Source organism: Leptothrix sp. (in: b-proteobacteria) (assembly GCF_965250675.1).
Classification (GTDB): domain Bacteria; phylum Pseudomonadota; class Gammaproteobacteria; order Burkholderiales; family Burkholderiaceae_C; genus Sphaerotilus.
In genome coordinates this window covers 690,006-710,264 of the sequence record NZ_CBDFPH010000001.1, presented here as the reverse complement: position 1 = coordinate 710,264, position 20,259 = coordinate 690,006, and the positions used below count along the sequence as shown (strand labels likewise).

29 protein-coding genes are annotated in these 20,259 nt (G+C 63.9%); 6 read left to right on the top strand and 23 right to left on the bottom strand.

Translation table 11 applies throughout. From position 1 onward, the window contains the following. Positions 1 to 54 precede the first annotated feature (54 nt). From AC5IG3_RS03250 to AC5IG3_RS03225, 6 genes are read right to left on the bottom strand one after another with little or no spacing between them, the layout of a single operon-like run. A complete protein-coding gene (locus AC5IG3_RS03250; protein WP_491904838.1) occupies positions 55 to 459 on the bottom strand; it encodes a hypothetical protein in 405 nt (134 codons plus the stop codon). A 4-nt stretch (positions 460 to 463) separates the two neighbouring features. Next, complete coding sequence (locus tag AC5IG3_RS03245; RefSeq protein WP_491904837.1) at positions 464 to 691, bottom strand: hypothetical protein; 228 nt, start codon at positions 689 to 691, stop codon at positions 464 to 466. Next, complete coding sequence (locus tag AC5IG3_RS03240) at positions 691 to 1,152, bottom strand: hypothetical protein (protein WP_491904836.1); 462 nt, start codon at positions 1,150 to 1,152, stop codon at positions 691 to 693. The genes AC5IG3_RS03245 and AC5IG3_RS03240 overlap by 1 nt, the downstream gene beginning before the upstream one ends. Further along, a complete protein-coding gene (gp17, locus tag AC5IG3_RS03235; RefSeq protein ID WP_491904835.1) occupies positions 1,149 to 1,562 on the bottom strand; it encodes a tail completion protein gp17 in 414 nt (137 codons plus the stop codon). The genes AC5IG3_RS03240 and gp17 overlap by 4 nt, the downstream gene beginning before the upstream one ends. Positions 1,563 to 1,564: 2 nt before the next feature. Beyond that, positions 1,565 to 2,083, bottom strand: coding sequence for an HK97-gp10 family putative phage morphogenesis protein (locus tag AC5IG3_RS03230; RefSeq protein WP_491904834.1), 519 nt, complete (start codon positions 2,081 to 2,083; stop codon positions 1,565 to 1,567). Next, positions 2,076 to 2,402, bottom strand: coding sequence for a phage head closure protein (locus AC5IG3_RS03225; protein WP_491904833.1), 327 nt, complete (start codon positions 2,400 to 2,402; stop codon positions 2,076 to 2,078). The genes AC5IG3_RS03230 and AC5IG3_RS03225 overlap by 8 nt, the downstream gene beginning before the upstream one ends. 95 nt (positions 2,403 to 2,497) lie before the next feature. Between AC5IG3_RS03225 and AC5IG3_RS03220 the strand changes: the two genes are divergently transcribed. Further along, positions 2,498 to 3,448, top strand: a complete 951-nt coding sequence (locus AC5IG3_RS03220) for an FRG domain-containing protein (protein ID WP_491904832.1) — start codon at positions 2,498 to 2,500, stop codon at positions 3,446 to 3,448. Here the strand turns inward: AC5IG3_RS03220 and AC5IG3_RS03215 are convergent. The 14 genes from AC5IG3_RS03215 to AC5IG3_RS03150 form a co-directional block, all read right to left on the bottom strand. Further along, entirely contained in the window at positions 3,445 to 4,707 is a 1,263-nt protein-coding gene (locus tag AC5IG3_RS03215) for a hypothetical protein (protein ID WP_491904831.1), read from the bottom strand. The genes AC5IG3_RS03220 and AC5IG3_RS03215 overlap by 4 nt on opposite strands. A gap of 10 nt (positions 4,708 to 4,717) precedes the next feature. Next, positions 4,718 to 5,293 (bottom strand): head-tail connector protein, encoded by a 576-nt coding sequence (locus tag AC5IG3_RS03210; protein WP_491904830.1) that lies wholly within the window; start codon positions 5,291 to 5,293, stop codon positions 4,718 to 4,720. Between the two features lie 3 nt (positions 5,294 to 5,296). Continuing rightward, positions 5,297 to 5,563: a hypothetical protein gene (locus AC5IG3_RS03205; RefSeq protein WP_491904829.1), complete on the bottom strand. Its 267-nt coding sequence runs from the start codon at positions 5,561 to 5,563 to the stop codon at positions 5,297 to 5,299. Positions 5,564 to 5,635: 72 nt separating this feature from the next. Next, positions 5,636 to 7,024, bottom strand: coding sequence for a phage major capsid protein (locus AC5IG3_RS03200; protein WP_491904828.1), 1,389 nt, complete (start codon positions 7,022 to 7,024; stop codon positions 5,636 to 5,638). A gap of 29 nt (positions 7,025 to 7,053) precedes the next feature. Next, positions 7,054 to 7,773 carry an HK97 family phage prohead protease gene (locus tag AC5IG3_RS03195; RefSeq protein WP_491904827.1) on the bottom strand — a complete coding sequence of 240 codons (720 nt, stop codon included), beginning with the start codon at positions 7,771 to 7,773 and terminating at the stop codon, positions 7,054 to 7,056. 9 nt (positions 7,774 to 7,782) lie between these two features. Then, complete coding sequence (locus AC5IG3_RS03190) at positions 7,783 to 9,021, bottom strand: phage portal protein (RefSeq protein ID WP_491904826.1); 1,239 nt, start codon at positions 9,019 to 9,021, stop codon at positions 7,783 to 7,785. Continuing rightward, on the bottom strand, positions 9,014 to 10,744 hold the full coding sequence (locus AC5IG3_RS03185) for a terminase large subunit (protein WP_491904825.1): 1,731 nt from the start codon (positions 10,742 to 10,744) through the stop codon (positions 9,014 to 9,016). Before AC5IG3_RS03185 ends, AC5IG3_RS03190 begins: the two co-directional genes overlap by 8 nt. 2 nt (positions 10,745 to 10,746) lie before the next feature. Further along, positions 10,747 to 11,292: a phage terminase small subunit P27 family gene (locus AC5IG3_RS03180; RefSeq protein ID WP_491904824.1), complete on the bottom strand. Its 546-nt coding sequence runs from the start codon at positions 11,290 to 11,292 to the stop codon at positions 10,747 to 10,749. Between the two features lie 109 nt (positions 11,293 to 11,401). After that, positions 11,402 to 12,190 carry an HNH endonuclease gene (locus AC5IG3_RS03175; RefSeq protein WP_491904823.1) on the bottom strand — a complete coding sequence of 263 codons (789 nt, stop codon included), beginning with the start codon at positions 12,188 to 12,190 and terminating at the stop codon, positions 11,402 to 11,404. A 135-nt stretch (positions 12,191 to 12,325) separates the two neighbouring features. After that, complete coding sequence (locus AC5IG3_RS03170; RefSeq protein WP_491904822.1) at positions 12,326 to 12,733, bottom strand: hypothetical protein; 408 nt, start codon at positions 12,731 to 12,733, stop codon at positions 12,326 to 12,328. After that, positions 12,720 to 13,022 carry a hypothetical protein gene (locus AC5IG3_RS03165; RefSeq protein WP_491904821.1) on the bottom strand — a complete coding sequence of 101 codons (303 nt, stop codon included), beginning with the start codon at positions 13,020 to 13,022 and terminating at the stop codon, positions 12,720 to 12,722. The genes AC5IG3_RS03170 and AC5IG3_RS03165 overlap by 14 nt, the downstream gene beginning before the upstream one ends. Before the next feature lie 288 nt (positions 13,023 to 13,310). Continuing rightward, positions 13,311 to 15,908 carry a VapE domain-containing protein gene (locus AC5IG3_RS03160; protein ID WP_491904820.1) on the bottom strand — a complete coding sequence of 866 codons (2,598 nt, stop codon included), beginning with the start codon at positions 15,906 to 15,908 and terminating at the stop codon, positions 13,311 to 13,313. 104 nt (positions 15,909 to 16,012) lie between these two features. Continuing rightward, complete coding sequence (locus tag AC5IG3_RS03155) at positions 16,013 to 16,306, bottom strand: hypothetical protein (RefSeq protein WP_491904819.1); 294 nt, start codon at positions 16,304 to 16,306, stop codon at positions 16,013 to 16,015. Then, positions 16,306 to 16,650 (bottom strand): hypothetical protein, encoded by a 345-nt coding sequence (locus AC5IG3_RS03150; protein ID WP_491904818.1) that lies wholly within the window; start codon positions 16,648 to 16,650, stop codon positions 16,306 to 16,308. Before AC5IG3_RS03150 ends, AC5IG3_RS03155 begins: the two co-directional genes overlap by 1 nt. Before the next feature lie 196 nt (positions 16,651 to 16,846). On the opposite strand from AC5IG3_RS03150, the gene AC5IG3_RS03145 reads away from it, so the two are divergent. Further along, positions 16,847 to 17,083, top strand: a complete 237-nt coding sequence (locus tag AC5IG3_RS03145) for a hypothetical protein (RefSeq protein ID WP_491904817.1) — start codon at positions 16,847 to 16,849, stop codon at positions 17,081 to 17,083. A gap of 188 nt (positions 17,084 to 17,271) precedes the next feature. Here the strand turns inward: AC5IG3_RS03145 and AC5IG3_RS03140 are convergent, their stop codons facing one another. After that, the gene (locus tag AC5IG3_RS03140; RefSeq protein WP_491904816.1) at positions 17,272 to 17,511 is read right to left on the bottom strand and encodes a transcriptional regulator; all 240 of its coding nucleotides are present in this window, start codon (positions 17,509 to 17,511) and stop codon (positions 17,272 to 17,274) included. A gap of 80 nt (positions 17,512 to 17,591) precedes the next feature. Between AC5IG3_RS03140 and AC5IG3_RS03135 the strand changes: the two genes are divergently transcribed. The 3 genes from AC5IG3_RS03135 (at position 17,592) to AC5IG3_RS03125 (ending at position 18,899) form a co-directional block, all read left to right on the top strand. After that, complete coding sequence (locus AC5IG3_RS03135) at positions 17,592 to 18,023, top strand: hypothetical protein (RefSeq protein ID WP_491904815.1); 432 nt, start codon at positions 17,592 to 17,594, stop codon at positions 18,021 to 18,023. A gap of 327 nt (positions 18,024 to 18,350) precedes the next feature. Then, on the top strand, positions 18,351 to 18,719 hold the full coding sequence (locus tag AC5IG3_RS03130; RefSeq protein WP_491904814.1) for a hypothetical protein: 369 nt from the start codon (positions 18,351 to 18,353) through the stop codon (positions 18,717 to 18,719). A gap of 18 nt (positions 18,720 to 18,737) precedes the next feature. Continuing rightward, the gene (locus AC5IG3_RS03125; protein WP_491904813.1) at positions 18,738 to 18,899 is read left to right on the top strand and encodes a hypothetical protein; all 162 of its coding nucleotides are present in this window, start codon (positions 18,738 to 18,740) and stop codon (positions 18,897 to 18,899) included. A 46-nt stretch (positions 18,900 to 18,945) separates the two neighbouring features. Here the strand turns inward: AC5IG3_RS03125 and AC5IG3_RS03120 are convergent, their stop codons facing one another. Together AC5IG3_RS03120 and AC5IG3_RS03115 are read right to left on the bottom strand one after the other, a co-directional pair. Then, complete coding sequence (locus tag AC5IG3_RS03120) at positions 18,946 to 19,152, bottom strand: hypothetical protein (RefSeq protein ID WP_491904812.1); 207 nt, start codon at positions 19,150 to 19,152, stop codon at positions 18,946 to 18,948. Positions 19,153 to 19,212: 60 nt separating this feature from the next. Next, the gene (locus AC5IG3_RS03115) at positions 19,213 to 19,440 is read right to left on the bottom strand and encodes a hypothetical protein (protein ID WP_491904811.1); all 228 of its coding nucleotides are present in this window, start codon (positions 19,438 to 19,440) and stop codon (positions 19,213 to 19,215) included. 229 nt (positions 19,441 to 19,669) lie between these two features. Between AC5IG3_RS03115 and AC5IG3_RS03110 the strand changes: the two genes are divergently transcribed. Continuing rightward, positions 19,670 to 20,182 carry a hypothetical protein gene (locus AC5IG3_RS03110; RefSeq protein ID WP_491904810.1) on the top strand — a complete coding sequence of 171 codons (513 nt, stop codon included), beginning with the start codon at positions 19,670 to 19,672 and terminating at the stop codon, positions 20,180 to 20,182. Positions 20,183 to 20,259: the final 77 nt, after the last annotated feature.

Sequence of the window (20,259 nt, the reverse complement as noted above, 5' to 3'; positions counted from 1 at the left end):
CGCCCGGTGCGGTCGGGGTGGCGCTGAGCCATGCGGTCTGCCGGACGACGGGGATCAGGCCGTCAAGGGCTCGGGCAAAAAATTGGCCCAGCTCCCCAGCGCCTTGCCCACCTGGTCGGCAATCCAGCCGATGCCGTGGTCAAGGTACGCAGCGGTGATCGCAGCTTGGTCGGTGCCGCCCTTGTAGTCCCAGCCGCTGATGCTGTGGGTGCACGCGGCGAGGAAGGCGGCCTGCTCTTTGTTCTGCGCCTCAACGCTGATTTGCCCGGCCTTGCCGGTGGCCAGGCGGTCCATCAGGCGCTGCTGGCGCGCGGCGCTGGCGGCCTGGTGCTGGGCAGTGCCGGGGCCGTACAGGGTGACTGTGGCCGGGCCTTTGTCGCTGGTGATGGGGTTGCCGCTCACAGGGTGCAGCAGCGTGATGGTGGCCGTGTCGCGGGCCGAGAAGATGGTGATGTCCATGGAGTCAGGTGATCTGTTTGGGGGTGTTGTCAGGCTCACGCTCAGTGAGCGTGAGGCGCGTCATGACCGTGGCGAAGTTGCGCGCCGCGTCTTCGTCGGGGTAGTAGCTGCACTCGACCTGCACCAGTTCGTCGTGACGAATGCGGATGTCGATGGCCACGGTCGACTTGGGCAGACCCAGCGCGGCAACGATGGCCGCGCCAAGCTCGCGACCGAGTGCGGGTTTTTTCATCAGACGGCCAGCACTTCGACCACGCCCACGCCCAGCTTGCTGGACGTCAGCTCGACGTTCATCGACGCGCTGGTGACGCTGTCGACCGAGCCGAAGTTGGTCTTGAAGCTCATGACCAAGGCCGGGAAGTAGTACTTATCGCCGTTCTGGGCCGTGACCTCGAAGCTGTAGTTGTTGTCCGACAGCAGCGCGGCCTTGCAGAGGATCTGGCCAGCGTCGTCGGTGTCGAGGCCCAACTGCAGCGCAAGCTGGCCCTCGTCGAATGAACCTTTGAGCTTGACCGTAGCGCGCGTGTCGATCGGGTTGTGCTTGATCGGGGCGTACTCGCGGCCGAACTCGCCCAGGTCGGTGATCTCACCGATGTTGGTGTAGGTCAGCGCGGCGTAGCCGGCGGCGTTGTAAGTTGCCGGCGCGGCGGCAGAGATGCGCAGCGTGGTGCCGGCGGTGGAACGAACAGTCATGGCGACTCCTGTTGATAAACGGTGACGAGAAAATCCAGCGACTGGCTGTAGTGCCGCAGGTCGCTGTCGCGGAAAGCCGGCCCGATCAGCTCTGCGCTGATGCGGCCGACGGAGACACCCGCCACCAGCCCACTGAAGCCATGGGCGGCGCGGCGAATGAGGGGGATCAGGGCCTGCAGCGCGGGGTAGTCCGCCGCCAGCACGACGACACTGACGCGGCTGGTGTGGGTGCCGCGCAGTGCAGACGCCTGCACCGGCTTGATGGCCAGCTGCGTGCTGATGACGCGCGTGACGAGCGCCGGCAGGGCGGTGTCTTGCGGCAGCTCGACGGGGTAGCAGCGCGCACCGACGAGGGTGGTCACCGCGCTGTCCTGCATCAACAGGGCGCGGAGGGCTTGTTCGGCTTGCATGGTCAGGTCTCGGGAGCCTCGATGGCGATGTCGGCGGTGTCCAGGCCCTGCTTGGTTAGGCGCTTCTTGAGCTGTTCACCGAAGGCCTGCACGGCGGCGGTGGCGGCCACATCCATGGCCGTGCGCATGAAGGGCACGGGCTGAGCGCCGGGGTGGTCGACGCCGTTGCGCATCACCCCCGCGATGAACAAGCTCTTGGCCGACTTGGGCTTGATGAAGTGGGCGGCGGTGCCGAACTCGACCATGTGCGCATAGAACGCGCCGCGCTGGCTCTTGTTGCCCCGGCCGCCGGCCTTGATCGTGGCCACCGGCACACCCTTGCGCAGCCGCACACTGGCGCGGATGCTGTCCAGCAGCTGGCCGGTGCGGGTGTGGCCTTCGAGCTGCTGCTTGGCTTCGTCCTCGATCACCTTGGCGCCGGCCCGCAGCGCGCTGCGGATGATGTTGCGCTCCAGCTTCTGTGGCAGCTCTTTCAGCAGCTTGTCGAGCGCGGCCAGGCCCTTGATCGTTGTCTCAGCCACCGGCGTACTCCTCACACATCAGATCCAGCCAATCCCGCCCGATCTCCAGCGTGCCGGTGATCTGCAGCACCCGCGCCGCAGCGCCACTCCCCAGTACCAGCCGCCAGGTGTTGAGCACGCCGGTGCGGTAGCGGATGCGCACGGTGGTGCTGCGGGTCATCGTGCGCTGGGCGGCGTCAACGCCTTCGGCCACCTGGCGCTCGGTCAGAGCTGCCCAGACGGTGGCGACGTCCTGCCAGGTGGTGACCTCAGCGCCGTAGGTGAGGTCGCGGGTGACCACGGGTTGCTGCAGAGTGATGCGGCGGGAGGGGAGCTTCATGGGGTATTAATACTCACCGGCAGGGGCTTGGAAATTTGGCGAGGCTGGTGGCACGGGCTGCAAAAGATGGGTTAGCGTTCCGCGACGAATAACATTTGGGAAAACTGAACATGGGCGGGGACACTTCTACCCAACTCTCGGTGGAGCACTTCACGAGTGCAGCCGACTTTTTGCTTGCTTTGCAACCTGAACGCTGGGTTGACAGACAGCAGTGGAAGACGCCTTGGGTATTCCGCGGTCAGCTGCGGTCCGAATGGCCGTTGTTGCCCTCCGCATGGCGACCCACCGACGCTCTGATGACGAAGCTTGTAAGGAGCGCTGTCGATACCGTTGATCCGTTGTGCCTCACGCCGTGCTTCCCAGCGACGTCGCCAATTTCTGCCGAAACCTCGAATCGACTCCGGATTGCGTTGGCCACTGCAGCCATTGAGCAGAAAATCTGCAGAGAGTTTGCAGACTTGGCGAACTCTGCTGGTCAATACGTCCGCCGAATCCCTGGAGAACTTCCTCTGATCCGCCTTTTGGAACAGGGACCGCCAATGCGCCTCACCGGAGTGTCTGCTCCCGATGCGCTCACTGCGATGGCTCAACACCACGGGATGCCCACCAGCCTGCTTGACTGGAGCGGGAGCGGCCAAGTGGCCGCATATTTCGCTGCCGCGGCTGTGCCAGAAGCCAGTTCGGTGGCCGACGAACGCCTCGCCGTCTGGGCAATCAATAGAACGCGCATCGGCGCCAACTTCAAGGAAGTTCCTGTACATCGGTCCGAGTTGCCCTATTTGCATGCACAACACGGCACCCTTACCTACTTCTCCGATGGGGACGACTTTGGGCACGCTCATTTCGCGGAGAAGGGGGTGTGGCCCGACATAGCAACTTACGCACAGCCAGGCGCAATCAAGAAGCTCACCCTTGCACACAGCGAAGCAGGAGAGTTGCTTAGGTTGCTTTGGCTGAGAGGTGTCTCGAAGGTTCACTTAATGCCCATCTTGGACAACGTCTCGGAAACCTTGAAGTTGCAGTGGAAGTGGAGCGGCATAACCTAGCCCAGAGGGATGAACTGCATCGTGATGGGCTTATTGGCTGCAATGCTGAAGGAGTCGCCTGAACTGCCCCCTGGGCCAGCGCTGTTGGCCCACAGTTGGCAGTTGACCGGTTTTGAGGATGCGACGGCCTGCACCATCTCCAGCGTGAACGGACCCGCATAGGCGGCGACGTCCGGCGCGGTGTAGCCGAACATGTAGGGCTGCGCCACCACGCCCCCGTCAATGTCCACGAATCGGGGCGCCAGGATCAGGCTGCGCCCGGCCGCCAGGTTGACCCAGCCGGTGAACCGGCAAATCACGTTGGCTGCCCCCGTGGGGCCGCTGTAGACCGGGCACACCGCCGCGCTGTCGATGATGGCCGCGCTGGTCCCGATGGCTGTGCTGGTCAGGCTGGTGAGTTGCAGTGCGGTCGGTCTGCGCGGAATGTCCAGCATCCCGGCTGTCATGGCCGGCGCTGCCTCGACCGCTTGATCGCCATCGCTGAACCAAGCGCGTCGAATCTCTACAACATCGTCGGTCGCTCCATCGAACTGGTAGAACTCGACGCCCGGGTACGCACAAACCACGTCCGCAATGGCCGGGTTCTCGCCAACCGCGGTCGTGCCATCTGGCAACAGGATGTATGCCTTCCCGCCATCAAGCGAAAGCTCGACCGTGTACCACTTGTCAACGTCCAGCGCCTTGTTGTACCGACCGGTCTTGTAGTTGGTGATGGTGCCGTTTGTATTCGGCAAGTTCCCGATTGACCAGCCCCACCGATTGAAAACCAAGTGCGCCGGAGTCGGCGGAATATTGGCGCTAGCCGTCACGCTGTCCCGCCATGGGATCAGTGCCGCGGCCCCGTTTCTTCCTCCCGAGCCAGCCCGAAAGCGAATCTCCGCCCTGATGCGCTTGCAGCCGGCTGGCATTGGCATATCTGAGTACCACGCGCGCTGCCCGGCGCCTGCCGACGATGTGAGCACGCCGCCGGATGCAATGAGTGGAGCGCCGTTAGACCGAAAGGAGATTGCGCGGCCAGCCGACGACAGCACCGGCACACCGCTGGCGGGGTTCATCAGGTCAACCGAATTTCCAGCCCTTGACACCGGGGATTGAGTCTCTCCCCCGACCTTTTCAAACCCAACACCAGCCGCCAGGTACAGCGCTGCATCCGCGTCGGGCACGTCCTGAATCTGACCGGGATACCAGCGGTCGGGCTTGTTGACGATGGTCGTGCCCCAGATGGGGCCGGCGCCGTTGTACTTGAGCTTGGTGGGCATGGGCGATCTTTCAGAGGCGGGCGTAAACCCGGTGCGGGTCCAGCAGGCCCGACAGGTGGGGGTTGATGGCGACGGATGACCCCGTCACGGCCGAGGCGTCGTTGACGTTGGCAACGACATGGGCGCGGATCCAGAGGCGCAGGCTGGCGGGGACAGCGTCTGCCGTGTCGCCATAGCCGCACACGACGTCGATGCGCACGCGGGGGCCGTTGCGGTCGCCCAGTGCAGGCCAGACGGCGCCAGGGGTGGGCAGGATGACGATGCCGCCTGCGACGTGGTCGATCAGGTACAGGCTGGTGGACAGGGCGACCCAGGCGGCGCCGTCCCAGTAGGTGATGGCGGCAGAGCTGGCCGGGCCGAAGCCGATCACGTCGTCGTCGGCGGGCCAGTCGTGGGACTCGGCGCGACAAGTCTGGGTGATGAGCTTGAGGCCAGTTTCGTGCTCGCACGTCTGCCGGGCAGCGGCGATGTAGGTGGGCAGCAGGCCGTCGAAGGCGTCGTGGTCAATGCGCGCGTCGCCACGGCAATCGGCCAGCGAGACGGGCTCCACCGCCGGCGGGACGATGGGCGTGGGCAGCAGGCGCATGGATCAGGCTTGGGTGTCGGCGCTGTCGACCAGGTCGGGCTGAGTGCCGGCGTCTGCACTGTCGGTGGCTTCAGCGTCAGGGGCAACTGCTGGCGTGGCTGCAGGCGGTGCTGGCGGGCGGCCGCGCTTGGGCTTGGCCCAGCCTTCGGCCAGCGCGACGGTGGCGCATTCGTCGGTCAGCTCTTGGGGCTCAGCGCCGGGCAGGAACTCTTCGACGTGGATGCCGCCGTGGGCGAACTTGAAGGGCTTGATGATGACGAGGGCTGGCATGTGCAGGCTCCATGAAAAAGCCCGGCGCGTGGCCGGGCTTGAGGGTGGCAGCAGGTTGCGGCGGGGCGTGGCTTACGCGGCCGAGAACTTGATGAGCTTGATGGCTTCGCTGTTGACCAGCTTGCCGCCCACGCGCTTCGTGGTGTAGAAGCCCACGTACGGCTTGTTGCTGTACGGGTCACGCAGCATGCGCATGCCGACGCGGTCGACGATGGTGTAGCCGCGCTTGAAGTTGCCAAAAGCCACGGCCAGGGCGTTGGCGGCCTTGGCGGGCATGTCTTCAGCCTCGGTGACGCCGAAGCCCAGCAGGCGGATGCCCAGACCGCCGTCTTGGATGGAGGGCTGCCAGAGGTACTGGCCGCTGGTGTCCTTGATGCGCAGGATCTCGAACAGCACGCCTTTGTTCATCATCCAGCCGCTGCCGTTGCGGTAGGCGGCTTTCAGGGCACCGACCGCGGTGAACAGCACATCGGCCTTGTTGGCTGCAGCGAAGTCGCCAGCCACGCCGGTGGCGATGTGTTCCAGCGTGCCGAAAGGTCGAGTGGTGTCGGCAGTGGCCGCAGTAGGGCCGGCCAGGAAGCCGGTGGGCTTGTTGACGCCGTTGCCGGTGATGAAGGCTGCACCTTCGGCGATGGCGAACTCTTCGACCAGCTGCGTGGCGATGTCGGCTTCGACGTCATAAAACATGTCGTCCAGCGCTTGCTGGGTGACCTGCGGGTTGGCGTACAGCTCGCCCATGGTCGGCACGACTTCAGCCAGCGTGCTGGTGTTGGTGGCGCTGCGGGCATCGGATTCGCCGACCCAGCCGCTGGCGATGCCGTTGCGGTTGACCAGCTTCTTGTAGTCGCTGGTGGAGACGGTGACGATGTTGGCGACCTGGCGCATGGGGCTCATGTCGCGGGCAAGTTTCTCGATTTCACGGTCGATCTGCTCGGGCACAGCGTAGCCGCCGTCGGCCGGGGTGGTGGTGTTGACGGCCTTGGCCTGCAGGGCTTTCAGTTCAGCGTCGTCCTGGCCCTTGCGCACGAAGCGGTCGAAGAAGGCGGTCTTGTAGGCGAGCTTTTCCGGGCTGGTGCCCTTGGTGTCGCCACCACCCATGAGGCCCTGCAGGTTCTGCTTGGACTCCAGGCGTTCGAGATCTTTCTTCAGGTCGAGCGCCTTGGCGATGTCGCCTTGCACGGCGGCGAGCTTGGCTTCGAAGTCACCGGTGGCGGCGCCTTTTTCGATCTTGGCCAAGCGGTCATCGTTGAGGCTCTTGAAGTCGGCAAAGCTCTTCTGGATGGACTCGACCAAGCTTTTGACCTCGGTGAAGCCGACAGGCGCGTTGGCCAGCAGGAACAGGCCGCCCAGGTCATGCGGCTGCAGGCTGCCCAGCAGGTGCGGGGCGAAGAGCTGAACGGCGGCAAAAGCCACCAGAGAGGCCACGGCGAAGAGCGTGGTGAGGGCGCGGGTGCGGGTCATGATGGTGATTCCTATAAAGGTGGTTTGGGTCAGGAGGTGAACAGGCCTTTGAGGTCCGCAAGGGACTTCTGCAGGTCCTGCAAATCGCCCAGCTGATCGGAATCACTCCGGCTCTGCAGGGACTTGATGCGGCCGACGAAGGCCGTGGCTTCGCGCTTGCTGAGGCCACCTGCATCACGCAGGTAGCGCTCGGCATCCGCGAGGGATTCAAGTTGGTCGATGACGCTCTTGACGGCGCTGATCTGCGCCGCAGGGTTGGCCGGGAAGGTGACGATCGACGTCTCCCACAGGTCAACCTTGATGAGCGTGCGGATGCCGGTGACGCGGTCTTGGCTGTCTTCACGGGTGACGAAGCCGATGCTCAGGCCGTTGACGGCCTTGGCTTTCATGAGCGCACGGGCTTCCTTGGCACGCACGACATCGTCGACCAGCAGCTTGCCGCGCACGAACAGGCCGTAGGCGTCTTCGCGCATTTCGAGGAACACACCGACCGGCTCGCCAGAGCGGTGCTGCCACAGCACGGGCGGCAGGCGGCCGGTGTCTTTCCAGGCCTTGAGGCTGTCAGCGAAGGCGCCAGGGGCAACGATTTCGCCGTAGCTGTCGACGTTGCCGAAGACGCTGCCGTAGCCGCTGAACTCGCCGGCATCGTCGATGGCCTTGAGCTCAAACGGGCGGTCGATGTACTTGACGTCCGTGACCGTGCCGGCCGACTTGGTGCGCAAGCGGCCTGGGGTGAATCGTGTGTGCATGGGTGCCTCTCAGGCAGTGGCGGCGGTGGTGGTGTCGCCCATGAGATTCATGGGGGTGAGGGGCTCATCGAGCCCATCGATCGGGTTGCGGTCGAGCAGCTCGCGGCCCTCGTTGCGCGTGATCGTGCCGATCTGCGTGAGCTTGACGATGTAATCGGCGGTGTCCTTGAGGCTGCCGCGCAGCATGCCGGTGGGCTCCAGCAGGGTGTAGTAGCCGTCGTCCAGCTCGCGGTCGGTGAGCAGGTTGCAGTCGGCGCTCTGCTCGATGCGCTCATACCAGGGCATGAGGGTGTGCACCAGGTGCGCGATGAACATCTGTTCGGCGCTGGCGTAGGTGGCAGCCTTGTCAGCCTGGCCGACCATGATGGGCATGACGCGGAACATGCGGCAGATCTCTTCGACCTGGTGCTTGCGGGTCTCGATGTGCTGCGCATCGACGGCAGTCATGCTGGTGGGCAGCCACTTGGCGCCACGGTCCAGGATCATGGGTGCGCCTTTGTTTTCAGGGCCGAACTCCTTGACCACCCAGGCCTTCATATCCTTGTACTGCTGGGGGTTGAGCGCGCCTTCAACAGAGTAGGTTCCGGACGTCTGCACGCCTTTGCTGTGCAGGTTGGCCTGGGTCTCTTCGGCAGCCATGGCCAGGCCGATGGCCTCACGCGCCTTGACGATGAGCGGCATGCCGGTTTGACCATCCCAGCTCGGGCCGGGGATGTGCCAGATGTCGGCCTCGGTCAGCGTGCGCGTGCTGCCGTTCTTGCCGCGCGCCGTGTAGGTCTTGGTGCCATCATCGGCCACGTGCTCGGTGATGCGGGCCGGGTCGAGCAGGATCAGCTCAGACAGGCGGCGCGGGCCGCCGATGGTGGTGTAGCTGCGGAACACGAACGCGGCACCACGGCAGCCCACCAGCGCATGCAGCATCAGGGTCTCGCGGAACGCAAACGAGGTCTGCCAGCGGTTGGGCTTGCGGTGCAGCAGCCTCCACAGCGGGTGGCTGCGTTGCTCCTCGCGCTTGCGGGCGGTCTGGCGCATGAGCTTCCAGGGCACCTGAGCGACGCCCTCGGCCAGCACGCGCACGCAGGCCAGCACGGCGGAGACTTCGAGGGCGGTCTCGGTCGTGACGGTGGCGCCGCTCTTGGTGGCGCCGCCCGCACCGAACGCAGCGGCCAGCAGGCGGCCCAGCGTGGCGCTGCCGTAGCTGGTGCCGGCGGCGGCTTTGCGGTTGAGGAAGGCGAAGGGGTTACGCATGGGATGCGTTCTCCGCAGCAGCTGAGTCTTCCCAGAACGACTTCTCGGGGGCCTGTTCGACCATGGCCCGGCCGAGCGCCATCAGCATGGCGACGGGGCCGTCGATCTTGTTTTCGGCACGGGCCTTGGTGGGGTGCTTGAGACCGGAGAACTTGGACACGGACACGACGACGTTGCTCATCATCCAGGTGAAAACAGGGTTGCCTGCGTGGTGGAGCTGGCCTTCGAGCACAGCGTTCTCGACCAGGATCAGCGGCTGTGTGTAGAACAGGGGTGCCTGTCGAACTTCGACGAGCGGCAGGCCTTCCTCGATCAGCTTGGTGGCGAAGTAGCGCGACAGTGCGGGGTCAAATGGGATCTCGCGCACCTGGTAGTCGCGGCAGTACTGGCGCAGGTCATCGGCGACGACGTCGAAGTCGGTGACGTTGCCATCAGTGACGACGACATGGCCACTGCGCGCCCAGCCCTGCAGGTGTGCATTGCCGCTTTCGTCGATTGCACTTTCATTCAGGTACAGACGCGGAAATACGTACCAGTGGTCTTCCCGGCGGAAGACCAGGCAGAGCGCGGCAAAGTCAGCCTTCTCGGCCAGGTCCATGCCGATCCAGCACTCTTCACCCATGAAGTCGCTGAGCTGCAGGCCCTTGTCCTGGCAGCGATCCCAGCCCGTCATGTCCATCCAGGCGCTGTCGCTGCTGATCCAGACGTTGAGCCGCTTCGTCAGGAAATTTCCCTGGCTGCTGGGCATCGCCAGCGCCTTGCGGCAGGCTGCTTCCATGTCATCGATCTTGACGCTGATGCCCAGATTCGGATTGGCCTTGCGCCACACCGCCGGGTCGTGCCAGAGGTCACCTTCGTCGATGGTGTAGATGATGCCCATCCAGGTCTCGTCAACCACAGTGCCTTCGAGCACCTTGATGGTGTAGTCGCGCTGCTCGTAGCAGATGCCGGCGCGGTCGCTGCCAGCCGTGGTGATCATGCTGATCAAGGGCTGGCTGCGGGCGCCGGTGGCGCTGTCGAGGACGTCATACACCGCGCGGGTCTTGTGGGCGTGCAGCTCGTCGACGCAGGCGAAGTGGATGTTGAGGCCGTCGAGCGTGGAGCCTTCAGCGTTCAGCGGCTTGGCGCTGGACACGGTACCGGGCACGGTGATGTCGTGCTTGCCGCACTCGACGCCGAAGCGCTGCAGGAATTCGCTCTCGCGCAAGGCCATGTTGCGGCTGACGTCGAAGACCTCACGCGCCTGTTCGCCGGTGGTGGCCGCGCTGTAGACGTGGGCGCCGGGTTCCTTGTCGGCCGTGAGCATGTAGAGCAGGCGGCCAGCGGCCCGGGTGCTCTTGGCGTTCTTGCGGGCGACCTCTTCGTAGCTGCGGCGGAAGCGGCGCAGACGAGATGCCTGGTGCACCCACCCGAAGATCTGGAACTCGATGAACAGCTGCCACGGCTCCAGGTGCAGCTTGGCATAGCCGAGCTTGCCGTCGATGTAGACGGGCCGCGCCCACTCGCCCTTGATGTGCGGCAGCAGCTCGACGAACTTGCAGGCGCGGTGACCAAGGGTTCGGTCGAGCACGTACGGGAAATCCGGTGTGCCCTCGCGCGCCAGGTCGCGCTGAAAGCGCTGGCAGGCCAGTCGCTCGAAACGCCCGGCCACTTCGGTGCCATCGACCACGCGCTGCGCGTAGGCAATGATCAGGTCGAAGTAGGTACTGGTGGGGGCGGTCATGGTCAGTCGAAATCGGCGAAGCCTTGCAGCTCCGCTGGTTTTTCGGTCGAGGCTTTCGGCACCTCGAAGAGTTGGAGCTGCGCCCGAATCGCGGTGGTGACTTTGGCGCGGGCATCAGGCCGCAGGCCGAAGGACTCCAGCATCTTGTGCAGCTTGGCCTGCTCCTTGTTGAGCACCTGGTAGAGCGCAGACTGGATGCGAAGTCCGTTGGGCGTGACGTCGAAGTAGGCGTCGGTGATGTCGGCACCCGCCGCCAACAGCAGCGCCTGCCGTGCCTGCAGACCGCGCTCCAGTTGCTCCAGTCGGCCGATGGTCTGGCACAGCATCGCGAATGCTTCGCGGTCGACTTTGCTGAGGAGGTTGTAGTGCGTCAGCTCTACTGACAGGCGGCGCCAGGCGCGTTTGGCTTCTGGCAAGAGCCACTTCGGTGCGTCGGGCACACCGACCTCAGGCCTGAAGAGCTGGTCGAGGTTCAGCGGGCGGTGACCTCGGTTGCCTTCGAGCAGCTTCAGCTCAGGCGGCTTGGGTGCGGGTCCACGTGCTCCCATGATCAGAACCCCCCCCCACCCTCAAAACCTGCGCGCGCAAAAAAGTGGGTACGAGCGCGGTCCTGGGTGGGGGTGCCGTAGAGATTTACACCCCCCTGGTACGTGTGCTTCATGCCCATTCCATCACCGCGCGAATGTGCTGAACCTTGACCACCCCAGGCCGCCGGGTATCAGCTCGAATCCTGGCTTCGCATTCCGCCTTAGGCGTAGGCATGACCTTGATCTCAGCCTTCAACTTACGCATCCACCAATCGCGCTGCGCCGGCTCACCAGCCGTCACGATCAAGTAAGCCTTACGGCACGTCTTCACATCAGCCAGAGAGGCAAGCAACTTGTTTCGGACGCGCAGGGCGCCTACCGTTTCTTCTCGCGTGGCCTGATACATCGGCTTGCCGGTCAACTCAGATGCCAACACATCAACATCGATCACCAGATCCTGCGGGCCAGCCTGCTCTGAGACCCATGTAGTCTTTCCGCTACCAGGAGGACCGCACACCACAACCACAGGCACGGCTGGCGCAGGCAACCACTCGGGCATCAGTGCGACTTGGCCGCCACCACGCGCCGACTCAAAAGCGGTTTTACGGTCATGACAAGGCTTGCAGATCGTTTGTAGGTTTGACAGGTCATCGTCACCGCCTTCAGCCTTTGGCCTGATGTGATCGACGATCCCGCCCAGAGTGACACGTCCAGTGGGTGTGCAAACCTGACACAGACCGCTATCACGCGAAAGCACCACTAAGCGCAACTTATCCCAAGCTGTGCCATAGCCGCGCTGATGACGGCTCAGCTGACGCCCGAAGTTACTTGCCTTGCTCTTGTGCGCCTCACACCGCGACGACCCATCGCGCACCAGCACGCCGCACTGTGTGCAGGGCTTCGGGGCTGAGGTCGGCATGGTGGCTTTGGTCCAAAAAAAAGCCCCGTCGGGATGGCGTCCGAACGGGGCTGAAGCGCGCGGTGATCTCGAAAGACACACCGCTTGCGCAGAGTGCCTGAAATGTACCGATAAGGTGAAATGGGGAAAACTCTTTTATGCGCGCTCGCGCTGCTGGGCCAGCGCCTGAGCCACCAGCATCAGGCCGGCGTCGATACGGTGGTGCACGGTGCGTTGCGTGCAGGACAGCTGCAACGCGATCTCGCTGATCAACATCGGCCGGCGCTGATGTGCAGGCGTCTGCGGGTGGCCCAGCCACCGGCACTGCAGCGTGAGCCACACCGCAGCCGACGAGAACCGCAGCGACTCCACTGCACGATCCGTGTGCTCTGCCTCGATCGCATCAAGCGGGATCACGTTGTCGGTGCTGGCGGCCCGGCCGCCCAGCCGCATGAACGGTGACTGGCGCGGATAGCCCACACTGCCAGTGGATCGATCTGCCATCCAGCGCGCCCAGTTGTCGAGCCGAGCCTGCACCCAGTTGCGGCGGTCATGCGGGTGCATGGGCCGGCTCCACGGGCCGCATGTACACCATGCAGGCATTCGGGTACTTGGGGTGGATCTGCTCGAAGAACGCTTCAGCCATACCAACAGGCGGGATGCCCACGCTCAAGCGGTTCTCGGCAGCAAAGAACCAGCCCGGCTCGCCTGCCATCACCCCGCGCCGCCAGCATTCGTTGACGTGCGCATCACCCATCTGAGCGCGCTTCTCCCGGATCAGCTTCGCCACCCCAGGCATGAACTGAGGCAACCAGGCAAAGCTGTTCTGTTTCGGTTTCTGCTCTTTGTCCATCTGTCCATCTCCTATCAGAGAGTCATCACAATCCGCATTCGTTCACCCGCGCGGGCCTGCCCCTGCACCTACCTGCGCCCACCCCCGCTTTGCAGGGACAGATGGACATCCAATCCGGACACAGCTCCGCTGAGACCCCCTGCTGCTGACACTGCAGCGCTCTGAGCGATCTCTGTTTGCACGCGGACACGTGGACAGACGGATATCCTGGGGCGCCAGGCCGCGTCAAATCACATAGGCAAGGCCACGACTGCCCCGACCTTTTCCGGCGCGCGCACCGATCTCTGGTCAGAACGGGCAGTCACTGGTGGCCCCGTTGGTTTCATGGGCCGCGTCAGCCCGGTTGGTATCTGCATCACGCTGCGGCTGCATGGCCACATCGTCAGCAGGTCGTTTGTAGACACGGGGCCGGCCGGGCTTGCTGCTGCGGCCCTCGGTCCAGCCCATGCGTCGCAGTGCTGCGGCCGCCTGCTTCTCGTGGAAGCGACCCGGCCCGAGCTTCTCGATGCCGATGCCGATGCGGCCCAGCAGCTCGACCAGGCTGATTTCCTTGACGAAGGCGCCGTTGATGCCGTGCAGGCCTGGCTTCTGGTCTTCGTCGTACAAGTAGCGGTTCACCGCCGCCTCGATCGCGTTCTCGACGGCCCGGTTCTGCTGCTGCGGCACGAATAGCAGCTTCTCTTCTTCAGGCGTGGGGTACATGCGGGCGCCGGCCTGGATGCGGGCCATGGCCTCAGCGAACAACTGATCCCTGTTCTCAGCCACCCAGTCGATATCGATCACCCGCGTCACCCGCACCGGCCAGAAGCGGCGGTTGCCGGTCGGGTCGGTCAGGTAGTGGTCTTCGTTCGTGGTGCCGCCAAACACCAGCTGACGCGGGTATTCACGAGCACGCCGGTCGAAGCTGGCGCGGAAATAGTCGCTGCTGCTGGCGATGAAGCTCTTGATCTTGGTGACCTCAGCCTTGCCGAACGAATCCAGCTCGCCGAACTCATACAGCCACCGGCCCTGCAGCTGCTGGTAGCTGTCCTTGTCGCCCAGCACCAGGCCCGTGTCCGCAAAGTAGTCGCCGGCCAGCACCCGCAGCAAGGTCGACTTGCGCATGCCCTGCGCGCCCTCCAGGATCAGCATCCAGTCGAACTTGCAGCCCGGCTGCATGACGCGGCCGCACATGCCCATCAGGAAGAACGTGCCCACGCGCGCCAGGTAGCGCTGCAGCGGATCGTTGTCATCCCATTCGTCTTCCTCAAGGCAGGCCCGGCGCAACCAGGTCGACAGGCGCTTGGTGCCGTCCCACTTCAAGCCATCCAGGTACTGGCGCACCGGGTGGAAGCGGTGACGAAAAGCCACCATGCGCACCGCCTCTTCCAGCGTGCCGCGCGGCATGCTGGGCAGCCAGTGCTCGCGCACCAGCCACTCGCCCATCAGCAGCTCGTCGACCTCTTGCCACTCGCCGGCCGGGGTGTTCCACGGCGTGCGGCGGGTCTTGATCAGGTCGTTCGTGAACTCGTTGTAGCCGATGATGCCGGCCGCTTCAGGCACGCCAGGCAGGCCGGTATCCGGCGCGCCATCGAGGGCCAGCACCGCGTTCTCGCGCACCGGCTTGATGGCGCCGCTTGACGCCTGAATCAGCTTGCCACGCCATGCCAGCGCCGCATCTTCATCACCTCCCGCGCCAGCCATGGATCGCGCCGATTTTTCTGGGACAACCACCAGCTGGCCAGCCTTGGCGCGGGCTTCGTCGCTCGGCGCCTGGAACGGCTTCGCGCCACGCAGGAAAGCACGCACGGTTTCAGCGTCCCAGCCCTGTTCGATCGCATCGGCCAAGTCCCAGCCGTCCGACACCGCGCCCGGCTTCGGCACCGGCACCATCAGCACCGTGCAGCCATGTTCAGCCAGCAGCGCCTGACCTGCGCCCACCATCGCCTGGACGCCCGGCTGTTTGTGCTCGGGCAGCAGCGGCTTGGTGGCTGGGTCGATGTTGGCTTCGCGCTCGATCTTGCTCAGGCGCTCGCGCTTTGCATCGCAGTCCGGCCACAGGGTCACCGTGCGGCCCATCAGCCAGCCCAGCGCGGCCTTGGGCCAGGCCTTGCCGCCACCTGGCCACGTCACGAAGTCGTATTCATGGCCCAGCAGCTGGTGGCCGGCCAGTGCGCACTTCTCGCCTTCGACCAGCACCACGGGCAGGCTCAGGTCTGCGCTCAGCACCGTTGCCGGCACGTAGAGCGGCCGGGCTTCGTCCCACTGCTTGAAGTGCCAGCGGCAGGTGCCGCGCGTGTCGCTTTCGTCCACGCACCAGGTGTGGGGCAGCACCTCTTTGCCGCCGTCGCTGGTGGTGTAGCGCACCACGTAGCCGTACAGCACGCCCTCGAAGCGGTACTCCCAGGTGGCCGACGGCGTAGCGTAGTGCCAGTGCCGGAAATCAGGCTTGGGCGCATGGGCCGGCACTGGCACCAGGGCGCGCCACAGGCTCTTGCGGTAGGCCTTGCCCTCTTCTGCTGGCGGCTCGGGGCGCTGATCACCCCCATCCATGGCTTGCGCGTCCACACCGCCTGTGCGGCGGGGTTGCGGGGCCGGTGCAGACGCCTGAACAGGGCCCCAGCCCAGGTCGCGCTGAATCGCCTTCGCAGCCTGGCCATTGTTCAGGCCGTGGATCGCCGCGTACAGGCTGATCAGGTCGCCGCCCTTGTCATCGCCGCTGAAGTCGCCCCAGCGGCCCGTGGTCAGGTTGACGCTGCAGCTCTCACCCGCACCGCCGCTCAGGTCTCCGCAAACCCATTCGGCGCCACGCTGGTGACCGCCCGGCAGCCACTGCGGCACCAGGCTGTCCGCGCGCTGCAACAGGGCTGCGGCCAGGTCAACGAAGTCAATCCGATCACCGTCCATGCTGCACCCCCGTGAAAGGGTGCGTTGTTCTCAGCGGTGCCGTTGCGGCCCGCACATCCTGTCCACTCATATCGCCTCTGCGCGTCGTTGTTGTTGGTCTGTCGTCAGGCTGGCTGCGGCTGGGTCTGTGCCCAGCTCGTCAGCACCTGGTTGAGTGATGCACCGTCGCGCTGCTCGCAGGTGGCCGGTGCGTACACGTTCAGGGGGCGGGCGGCGCCCGGTTGGCGGCGTGTGGACACCACCACCAGTTCGCCCGCCCGCGTCATATCTTTGATGGCGTACCGCGCCGGCAGCCAGCCCACGCAGGCCATGGCCGCCAGTTCACGCCAGGTGGCACCATCAGGGCACTGGGCTGCAGCCATGGCAATGGCCAGGCGGACTTCACCTTTGGGGCGCATCAGCTGCGACCCTCAATCGATTCCAGCCGCTGCATCAGCTCTTCCATCTGCCGGCGCAGTGCTGCGCGCTCGGCGTCCTGGTTCATGGGCCGGACAGCCTCATAGCCCACCGCCTGAGCCAGCCACTGCATGGGCGCATGGCAGCCCTGTGCGGCGCCCAGGCGAATCAGCAGCACCAGTTGATCCAGGCTGAGCTTTTCAGCGCGGTCAGGGTTGAGCACATCACGCAGCCGGCGGCCTGCAGCATCGGCAGGCATGTCGGGCCAGATCTGCACCGCGGCGGCTTTGGCGCCGCCCAGTTGCTGCACCGCAGCAGCCAGCGCATCGGCCAAGTGCTCATGCATGGCACACCCCTTCAAGGCGTCCGACGCGTTCCGACGCAACCCCCCTATTCAAGGGGGTGACATGTACCGAAGATCGGGCCACACAAACCAGAGGGAGAAGACGCGATGCCATCACGCAGCCTCACAAAAGGGCGGGCGCCCAGCCTCAGGTACGCTGGCAGCTCTCACCCACACCAACGACCCAAGGAGGGCACCCATGCAACCGAACTTAACTGGCGACGAACTCATGCGCAGTCTTGTTGTCGAGCTTCTCGAAGCGCAGAAGCAATCCACCGCCACGTTTGCGCTCGCAGTTGGCGACGTGATCGGGCATCAAGCGCTTGCTGTTGCGCTCGCGCGTCGGATAAAAACTGCGCAAGGCGCGGACGACCATCCCATACGAGATCAGCTACTAGCGACCGCGTTGCTGGCACTGCGCGCACAGGGGCGTTGATCGGCTTATTCAAGCTCCAGCCAGCGCAACGGCGAGACCGTGCATGTGCTGCAGCGCGCAGTCGATCACGTGATCGCCAACCTGGACGAGCCGGTCTGAAGCCGTCGATCTCAGCGACTTCATACAGCCAGCGTGGGGTCACTGCGGCGATGTATGCCGCCAGAGCCTGGGATTGGAAATCGATCATGTCAGGCCTCCGCCTTCGTGGTGGGCGCATCGGCCCGGGTCTTCAGTTCAGGCCAGATATCGGCCCAGTCATCAGGGCGCAGGTGCCAGCGCATGATTCGCCCAGCCGTTGCACGCTCGATCAAGACGCAGAGCTTTTCGCTCGCCACGCGGCGGCGTGTCAGGACTTGGTAGAGGTAAGGCTCGCCTATGCCGCACAGGCTGGCGATCAGCAGGCGTTGCTCATGGGTGGTTTGTTCCATAAGCGAGAGTCTAGCGTAACGCTAAGACATTTCAAGCGTTTCGCAAAGACCGGCTGCTAGCCGTTTGCTTGAATCTGCCTATGTCGCCAAAACTTATGCTCGTAGAACATCTCAAGCGTCTGTGCGATCTGCACGGTGTTGATGTCGTTGCCGAAAAAGCCCGCGTCAGCGCAGACAACCTCAAACAAATTTTGGTCGGCACGAAGCTTCCGTCCGGTCAACCGAGAGGCGTCGGCCCGCAAGTTGCTGACAAGCTGGAGAAAGCCTTTCCGAACTGGGCCCGCCTTCAGCCAGTCTCGGAGCCGAAAGAGGCAACCACGGTCAACGCCACTGTTCAACACCTTATGGACCTGCTGGCGGGCCTCGACGATGACGCGCTGGCCAACGCCGCCAAGCAGTTGCAGAAGCTGGCCGACTCGCCTGACAGCACGCGAGCCCGCGACTCGCTGATCGCCGCACTGAGCGTTGCACCCGTCGCAGCCACGCCCACCAAACCGCGCCGCGCGGCTTGATGGGGGCTCGAATCTACGACCTGACGCAGGTCAAGCGCTTCCACCAAAAGAGGGATCACCCCCTGAGTGCGGGGTGCTCGATCACTGAAATCACGGGAGCGTGGGGGCTCTTTTCAACGGCAAGAGCTTGATCTGTTGCTTTAACGTGCAGATGTCTGCACAAGGTTTGCACTGATTGATAGGGGCATCAAGTCGGGTGTACTCTCAAGGCTTGCTGCAGTGCATCAAAAACGTAACAGACCCCCAGAACAGTCTAAGTTGCTCCACTATGCGAAGCCTGCATGACACAATAGCTGGCTTTGCCAAAAGTGAATCAGGAGGAAGAACATGAACATTGACACTGGTGCAATCGACACCAAATGGGAAGAGATCAAGACCGAGATTGAAACCGCATGGGGCGGCGTGTTCAAGGTTGTGAACACGGTCATTTCTCATCATGAGAGTTTTGGCTACAAGCTGATTGAGAACAAGATCAATCCATCTTTTCATGAGATTCTTCTCAGTCTAAAAGTCATGGAGGCTATTCTTGATGCCATCTATGCCGAAGTTCAGGATGAGTACGAGCTGTCTCGGATGATGTTGAACGCTAAACAGCAAATCAATCACATTGAACGGGTAGTGACCGCACTAAAACACCAACGTCAGGACGACTACGAGGCCGCAATGGCCCTGTTAAGAAGTCAAGCACAGATTTAACGTCGCAAGGAAAGCCAGATGAACACGACCAAGACCCTCAACCTGCATGCCATGCTGAAGCCTAAGAGCGCCGACGACATCTTGGTGCTGCTGAAGGAATTCAAGGCCGAGTTGCAATCTGTGCAAGAGCACTTCGACCATGTGACTCACGAGTGTGAAGCAGCAGGCGAGCACGCCTAATTGCACTCATCGGTCACTTCAAAAGCCCGCTTCCCAGCGGGCTTTTTTACGCCCGCAACCCAGCTACCCAAGCCGCCAGCAGCTCATCACCAGCAGGATCAACCTCGACCACGGCGGTGAACTCGTCCAGGCGCGCCAAGGCTCGTTGCCTCACGCCTTCCCAGGCGTCAGCGCCTGACTCGGCGATCACGGCCTGGCCAATGACACGCTGCAGGGCAGTCAGCAGCTCGACGGGGTCTGTGGTGGATTGCATGCGCTGATTTGCGCATGCTGCTGCTGGCGGAACCATCCCCCTGAAGGGGGATGGCGCAGATCAGACGCCGCCTGAAATACGTCGGCCAACGGGCGAATTGGTAGGAACGATAGCCTTAGAACCACAAGCTCCGCACACTTTGCTGCGCGTCGTCAGCCGCCAAATCGAGTAGATCAAGCCGGGAACCAGAAAAAAGCACCAAAGAACGATTTCGATCAGGATCGAGCCTTTGGTATGCGACTTTGGCTCGCCTTGCGTTTCGCAAGCAGTACAGATCATCTTCGCCATCAAATCCTCCACTGTTGTTTGTAGAGGCTGCAGCATACCCAGAGCAGACCCGCTCGCAAACTGGCGACACCCCTGATTCACGGGGACTTGTGCAGACGTCCGCAAAAACTTCCACGCTGAATTAGCGAAACGCTTGACTAGTCTTAGCGTTTAGCTAGACTTCGCTCCATCGCACCCCAGCGCCCCGACCGGGGCAGGTCGCGACGGGAGAAGCGGCATGAGCGCCGTGATGAATTGCAGCAACACACCGGTCCTGCGGGCGCTGAACATCCGCTTCAGCTCGTTCGGCGGGATGACCATCCGCCAGGCTGAGCCGCTGGCGATTGAGCGTGGCGGCCAGCTGGTCGTGCGCATGCTCGACACCGGCGAGCAGCGCCGCGTCGACACCAGCAGCCTGATCGCCGCATGGGACTTGCCCGCCGCGCAAGCCGAGGCCGAGGAATTCGCGCCCCGCACCATGCCCGGCGTCTACGCCCGCCAGCTTCCCGCCTGCCGTGGCAGCTGCGTGCGCAACATCCTGCCCTGCGATCACCCGGTGCACTGCGCCACCGCCGCAGACAGTGACGCTGATGACGACCTGCCCACGTTCACTGAGCAGCTGGACTTTGCCGACACGATCAGCCTGGCCGACGAGCAGCCGCGCCGAGCCGTACTGCGCCGCAAGCCCAGCGCGATCAACCGCCTGTTTGCCACCGCGCTGGTCGTCGCGCTGGGCAGCCTGTTGATCCGGTGGCTGGCGTGATGCGCCCGCAATGGCTCCCTACCCAGACCGGGCCGCTGGGCATCAGCGTGCGCCGCCGTCAGAGCCTGCTGCGCCGC

Coding starts and splice junctions, on each gene's coding strand:
- AC5IG3_RS03250 (WP_491904838.1), bottom strand. CDS start 459: ATGGACATCACCATCTTCTCGGCCCGCGACACGGCCACCATCACGCTG.
- AC5IG3_RS03245 (WP_491904837.1), bottom strand. CDS start 691: ATGAAAAAACCCGCACTCGGTCGCGAGCTTGGCGCGGCCATCGTTGCC.
- AC5IG3_RS03240 (WP_491904836.1), bottom strand. CDS start 1,152: ATGACTGTTCGTTCCACCGCCGGCACCACGCTGCGCATCTCTGCCGCC.
- gp17 (WP_491904835.1), bottom strand. CDS start 1,562: ATGCAAGCCGAACAAGCCCTCCGCGCCCTGTTGATGCAGGACAGCGCG.
- AC5IG3_RS03225 (WP_491904833.1), bottom strand. CDS start 2,402: ATGAAGCTCCCCTCCCGCCGCATCACTCTGCAGCAACCCGTGGTCACC.
- AC5IG3_RS03215 (WP_491904831.1), bottom strand. CDS start 4,707: ATGCCCACCAAGCTCAAGTACAACGGCGCCGGCCCCATCTGGGGCACG.
- AC5IG3_RS03210 (WP_491904830.1), bottom strand. CDS start 5,293: ATGCGCCTGCTGCCCACGCCCATCGTCCCGCCGGCGGTGGAGCCCGTC.
- AC5IG3_RS03205 (WP_491904829.1), bottom strand. CDS start 5,563: ATGCCAGCCCTCGTCATCATCAAGCCCTTCAAGTTCGCCCACGGCGGC.
- AC5IG3_RS03200 (WP_491904828.1), bottom strand. CDS start 7,024: ATGACCCGCACCCGCGCCCTCACCACGCTCTTCGCCGTGGCCTCTCTG.
- AC5IG3_RS03195 (WP_491904827.1), bottom strand. CDS start 7,773: ATGCACACACGATTCACCCCAGGCCGCTTGCGCACCAAGTCGGCCGGC.
- AC5IG3_RS03190 (WP_491904826.1), bottom strand. CDS start 9,021: ATGCGTAACCCCTTCGCCTTCCTCAACCGCAAAGCCGCCGCCGGCACC.
- AC5IG3_RS03185 (WP_491904825.1), bottom strand. CDS start 10,744: ATGACCGCCCCCACCAGTACCTACTTCGACCTGATCATTGCCTACGCG.
- AC5IG3_RS03180 (WP_491904824.1), bottom strand. CDS start 11,292: ATGGGAGCACGTGGACCCGCACCCAAGCCGCCTGAGCTGAAGCTGCTC.
- AC5IG3_RS03175 (WP_491904823.1), bottom strand. CDS start 12,190: ATGCCGACCTCAGCCCCGAAGCCCTGCACACAGTGCGGCGTGCTGGTG.
- AC5IG3_RS03170 (WP_491904822.1), bottom strand. CDS start 12,733: ATGCACCCGCATGACCGCCGCAACTGGGTGCAGGCTCGGCTCGACAAC.
- AC5IG3_RS03165 (WP_491904821.1), bottom strand. CDS start 13,022: ATGGACAAAGAGCAGAAACCGAAACAGAACAGCTTTGCCTGGTTGCCT.
- AC5IG3_RS03160 (WP_491904820.1), bottom strand. CDS start 15,908: ATGGACGGTGATCGGATTGACTTCGTTGACCTGGCCGCAGCCCTGTTG.
- AC5IG3_RS03155 (WP_491904819.1), bottom strand. CDS start 16,306: ATGCGCCCCAAAGGTGAAGTCCGCCTGGCCATTGCCATGGCTGCAGCC.
- AC5IG3_RS03150 (WP_491904818.1), bottom strand. CDS start 16,650: ATGCATGAGCACTTGGCCGATGCGCTGGCTGCTGCGGTGCAGCAACTG.
- AC5IG3_RS03145 (WP_491904817.1), top strand. CDS start 16,847: ATGCAACCGAACTTAACTGGCGACGAACTCATGCGCAGTCTTGTTGTC.
- AC5IG3_RS03140 (WP_491904816.1), bottom strand. CDS start 17,511: ATGGAACAAACCACCCATGAGCAACGCCTGCTGATCGCCAGCCTGTGC.
- AC5IG3_RS03135 (WP_491904815.1), top strand. CDS start 17,592: ATGTCGCCAAAACTTATGCTCGTAGAACATCTCAAGCGTCTGTGCGAT.
- AC5IG3_RS03130 (WP_491904814.1), top strand. CDS start 18,351: ATGAACATTGACACTGGTGCAATCGACACCAAATGGGAAGAGATCAAG.
- AC5IG3_RS03125 (WP_491904813.1), top strand. CDS start 18,738: ATGAACACGACCAAGACCCTCAACCTGCATGCCATGCTGAAGCCTAAG.
- AC5IG3_RS03120 (WP_491904812.1), bottom strand. CDS start 19,152: ATGCAATCCACCACAGACCCCGTCGAGCTGCTGACTGCCCTGCAGCGT.
- AC5IG3_RS03115 (WP_491904811.1), bottom strand. CDS start 19,440: ATGGCGAAGATGATCTGTACTGCTTGCGAAACGCAAGGCGAGCCAAAG.
- AC5IG3_RS03110 (WP_491904810.1), top strand. CDS start 19,670: ATGAATTGCAGCAACACACCGGTCCTGCGGGCGCTGAACATCCGCTTC.